The organism is Pseudomonas sp. GM78, from assembly GCF_000282475.1.
Classification (GTDB): Bacteria; Pseudomonadota; Gammaproteobacteria; order Pseudomonadales; family Pseudomonadaceae; genus Aquipseudomonas.
Genome location: NZ_AKJF01000047.1, coordinates 1 through 4,535 on the forward strand (window position 1 = coordinate 1; position 4,535 = coordinate 4,535).

Genomic DNA, 4,535 nt, shown 5'->3' on the forward strand with positions numbered 1-4,535 from the left:
CGGCAGCCGCCACTCTCATTCCTACATGGAATCGCTGCCTGATTTCGTCAAGCTGGCGGAGGCCTACGGCCACGTTGGCGTGCGCATCACCGATTCGAAAGATTTGAAGTCGAAGATGGAAGAAGCGTTCGCCATGAAAGATCGCCTGGTCGTGATCGATATTGCGGTCGACACCAGCGAGCACGTCTACCCGATGCAGATCAAAGACGGCTCCATGCGCGATATGTGGCTGAGCAAGACGGAGCGTACTTAATCATGCGGCACATTATTTCCTTGCTTCTGGAAAACGAACCTGGCGCTTTGTCTCGTGTAGTCGGCCTGTTCTCGCAGCGCAACTACAACATCGAAAGCCTGACCGTGGCACCCACCGAAGACCCGACCCTGTCGCGTCTGACGCTGACCACGGTCGGTCACGATGAGGTCATCGAGCAGATCACCAAGAACCTGAACAAGCTGATCGAAGTGGTCAAATTGGTCGACCTGTCGGAAAGTGCTCACATCGAGCGCGAACTGATGCTGGTCAAGGTCAAGGCCACCGGCGCCCAGCGCGCCGAGATCAAGCGCACCACCGATATTTACCGTGGACAGATCGTCGATGTCAGTGCCAGCGTATATACCGTTCAATTGACCGGTACCAGCGACAAGCTCGACAGCTTCATCCAGTCCATTGGCACCGCCTCGATCCTGGAGACCGTCCGCAGTGGCGTCACCGGTATTGCCCGCGGCGACAAAGTACTCAGCATCTAAACCAAATTAGCGAATGGCCTGAACGGCCTGATAGAGGGGAAATTCATGAAAGTTTTCTACGATAAAGACTGCGACCTGTCGATCATCCAGGGCAAGAAAGTTGCCATCATCGGTTACGGTTCCCAGGGCCACGCTCAAGCGTGCAACCTGAAAGACTCCGGCGTTGACGTGACTGTTGGCCTGCGCAAAGGCTCGGCCACTGTTGCCAAGGCTGAAGCCCATGGCCTGAAAGTGACTGACGTTGCTTCCGCCGTTGCCGCTGCCGACCTGGTCATGATCCTGACCCCGGACGAGTTCCAGTCTTCCCTGTACAAGAACGAAATCGAGCCGAACATCAAGAAAGGCGCCACCCTGGCCTTCTCCCACGGCTTCGCGATCCACTACAACCAGGTTGTGCCGCGCGCTGACCTCGACGTAATCATGATCGCGCCGAAGGCACCAGGCCACACCGTACGTTCCGAGTTCGTCAAAGGCGGCGGTATCCCTGACCTGATCGCGATCTACCAGGACGCCTCGGGCAACGCCAAGAACGTTGCGCTGTCCTACGCTGCCGGCGTGGGTGGCGGTCGTACCGGCATCATCGAAACCACCTTCAAGGACGAGACTGAAACCGACCTGTTCGGCGAACAAGCCGTACTGTGCGGCGGTACCGTTGAACTGGTTAAAGCCGGTTTCGAAACTCTGGTTGAAGCTGGCTACGCGCCGGAAATGGCCTACTTCGAGTGCCTGCACGAACTGAAGCTGATCGTTGACCTCATGTACGAAGGCGGTATCGCCAACATGAACTACTCGATCTCCAACAACGCCGAGTACGGCGAGTACGTGACTGGCCCGGAAGTCATCAACGCCGAATCCCGTCAGGCCATGCGCAACGCCCTGAAACGTATTCAGGACGGCGAATACGCCAAGATGTTCATCAGCGAAGGCGCTACCGGCTATCCTTCGATGACCGCCAAGCGTCGCAACAACGCCGCGCACGGTATCGAAGTCATCGGCGAGCAGCTGCGCTCCATGATGCCTTGGATCGGTGCCAACAAGATCGTCGACAAAGCCAAGAACTAAGTCGAGCACTTGTACGAAAAACGCGGCTTAGGCCGCGTTTTTTCGTTTGGGTGACCGGTTCTGGTATAAAGCTGCATCGTTTGCGGTCGAACCGTCGTCCCAGACACCTGTCGAAACTTTCCACCCCGTTGCAAGGTAATGTCCATGAGCGAACGTCCCGAAGAGCCAAAGCAGGCTTCTGACGCCGAAAGCCTTCTGCCCATCGATGAGCACATCGAAGAAGGGCATGACGCTGAAGGCCGTAAAGTCCGGCATCGTGGTATCTATCTTCTGCCGAATCTGTTCACCACTGCGAACCTGTTCGCAGGGTTCTACTCCATCATCAACTCGATGAGCGCCCAGAGTGCCTTGAGTGCCGGTGATTCGATCGGTGCGAGCAAGTATTTCGCCTTTGCCGCCATCGCGATTTTCGTGGCGATGGTGCTCGACGGCCTCGACGGTCGCGTTGCCCGCATGACCAATACCCAGAGTGCCTTTGGTGCCGAGTACGACTCGCTCTCGGACATGGTCGCCTTTGGCGTGGCGCCGGCATTGCTCGCCTTTGGCTGGGCGCTTGGCGACATGGGCAAGGTCGGCTGGATGGTCGCCTTCATCTATGTAGCCGGCGCGGCGTTGCGCCTGGCGCGTTTCAATACCCAGGTCGGTACTGCCGACAAACGCTATTTCATCGGTCTGGCCAGCCCGGCTGCGGCCGGTGTAGTAGCCGGTATTGTCTGGGCGTTCAGTGATTACGGCATCCAGGGTTCCAAGATGTCCTTTCTGGTTGCGCTGATGGTGGCGGCGGCCGGCATGCTGATGGTCAGCAACATCAAGTACAACAGCTTCAAGGAACTGGACCTGAAGGGGCGCGTACCTTTCGTGGCGATCCTTGCCGTGGTGCTGGTGTTTGCGGTCGTGTTTAGTGATCCGCCGCGTATCCTGCTCCTGGTATTCCTCGCCTATGCAGCCTCCGGTCCGGTGCAATACCTGTTACATCTTCGTCGGCGCAAAAGCGCCGAGTGATGTAATTTCCCTCATACTCCGCAGTCTATTGGTGCGTCTGTTCTCCAATGCTGCGGAGTAGCCATGCTGATCAAAGTCCCAAAAGCGTCCGACTGCCATGAGTCGGACGTCACGCCTGAATCCATCTATCTTTCGCGACGCAATGTATTGGGTGCTGCCGTGGCAGGATTGGCCGTGACCAGTCTGCCGCGATGGGCTGTGGCCGATGAAGCGGCGCGTTACCCGGATGTCGAGCCTGGCAAGGCGCCGTCCTGGTTTGCCGAAAAACTTCCCTCCACCCGGTGGGGTGCCGTCAGCGTGAAGGATGAGGCGATCACGCCGTTCAAGGACGCAACGCACTACAACAACTTCTATGAGTTCGGCACGGACAAGGGTGACCCGGCTGCCAATGCCGGTGCGCTGAAAACCGAGCCCTGGACCGTGGTGGTGGACGGGGAGGTGGGCAAGCCGGGGCGGTATGCGCTGGAAGACTTCATGAAGCCTTACCAACTGGAAGAGCGCATTTACCGTCTGCGCTGTGTGGAGGCCTGGTCGATGGTGATTCCATGGATCGGCTTCCCCATTTCGGCGTTGCTCAATCAGGTAGAGCCGACGTCAAACGCCAAATTCATCCGCTTCGAAACCCTGCAGGATCCCAAGAGCATGCCAGGGCAGCGCTCCGGGTTCGCCTTGATCGACTGGCCTTATGTGGAAGGGTTGCGATTGGACGAAGCAATGAATCCGCTGGCAATACTGGCGGTGGGGATGTACGGGCGTGAGTTGCCGAACCAGAACGGGGCGCCCCTGCGTTTGGTCGTGCCATGGAAGTACGGGTTCAAAAGCATCAAGTCCATCGTGCGGATAAGTCTGGTGAGCGAGCAGCCTAAAACCACATGGCAGAGTATTGCCGCGGACGAGTACGGCTTTTACGCGAACGTGAACCCTACGGTTGACCATCCGCGCTGGACTCAGGCCCGCGAGCGCCGGCTACCGAGTGGCCTGTTCAAGCCCAATGTGCGTGACACGCTGATGTTCAATGGCTATGCCGATGAAGTCGCTTCTTTATATACAGGGCTCGATCTGCGGAAGAACTATTGATGCGCTATCCGCTCTGGCGTTCAGCTGTTTTCGTGTCTGCATTGGTGTGGCCGCTGCTTTGGTTGTACCAGGCCTGGCAGGATGCGCTGGGGCCTGATCCCGGCAAGGTGCTGGTCGACAGGTTGGGGTTGGGGGCACTTGTTCTGTTGCTCATCACATTAAGCCTGACGCCGCTGCAAAAACTCATGGGTTGGGCGGGGTGGGTAGCTGTCCGGCGACAATTGGGATTGTGGTGCTTCGCTTATGTGGTTCTGCACTTGAGCGCCTATCTGGCTTTTATCCTCGGGTTCGACTGGTCGCAGCTTGGTGTCGAGCTACGCAAGCGTCCGTACATCATTGTCGGGGCCATGGGTTTCTTGTGTTTGCTGTCATTGGCGTGCACTTCCAATCGCTACAGTCAGCGACGGCTGGGAGCTCGCTGGAAGAAGTTGCATCGCCTGGCTTATCTGGTTCTCGTGCTTGGATTGCTGCATATGCTCTGGATCGTGCGCGCCGATCTGAAGGAGTGGTCGATCTATGCCTCTATAGGTGCATTGCTATTAGTGCTGAGGCTGCCGCCGCTGGCCCGTCGAATCCCGCGTATGATGGCCAAAAAGGGCTCTTCTGCCAAAAAGGCGTAATTAGTGGTTGACGGCAGATTCTGGAGG

6 protein-coding genes are annotated in these 4,535 nt (G+C 57.5%); all 6 read left to right on the plus strand.

Annotated elements, in window-relative coordinates:
- A partial coding sequence (locus PMI35_RS26860) for a thiamine pyrophosphate-dependent enzyme (RefSeq protein WP_008055836.1) occupies positions 1 to 253 on the plus strand: 253 nt, incomplete at its 5' end.
- A gap of 2 nt (positions 254 to 255) precedes the next feature.
- Positions 256 to 747, plus strand: coding sequence for an acetolactate synthase small subunit (gene ilvN, locus PMI35_RS26855; protein WP_003176102.1), 492 nt, complete (start codon positions 256 to 258; stop codon positions 745 to 747).
- A 45-nt stretch (positions 748 to 792) separates the two neighbouring features.
- The gene (gene ilvC, locus PMI35_RS26850; RefSeq protein WP_007909969.1) at positions 793 to 1,809 is read left to right on the plus strand and encodes a ketol-acid reductoisomerase; all 1,017 of its coding nucleotides are present in this window, start codon (positions 793 to 795) and stop codon (positions 1,807 to 1,809) included.
- Positions 1,810 to 1,953: 144 nt separating this feature from the next.
- The gene (gene pssA, locus PMI35_RS26845; protein ID WP_008055839.1) at positions 1,954 to 2,811 is read left to right on the plus strand and encodes a CDP-diacylglycerol--serine O-phosphatidyltransferase; all 858 of its coding nucleotides are present in this window, start codon (positions 1,954 to 1,956) and stop codon (positions 2,809 to 2,811) included.
- Between the two features lie 63 nt (positions 2,812 to 2,874).
- On the plus strand, positions 2,875 to 3,888 hold the full coding sequence (gene msrP / locus PMI35_RS26840) for a protein-methionine-sulfoxide reductase catalytic subunit MsrP (RefSeq protein WP_008055840.1): 1,014 nt from the start codon (positions 2,875 to 2,877) through the stop codon (positions 3,886 to 3,888).
- Positions 3,888 to 4,508: a protein-methionine-sulfoxide reductase heme-binding subunit MsrQ gene (gene msrQ / locus PMI35_RS26835; protein WP_008055841.1), complete on the plus strand. Its 621-nt coding sequence runs from the start codon at positions 3,888 to 3,890 to the stop codon at positions 4,506 to 4,508. The genes msrP and msrQ overlap by 1 nt, the downstream gene beginning before the upstream one ends.
- The last annotated feature ends 27 nt before the right edge of the window (positions 4,509 to 4,535 follow it).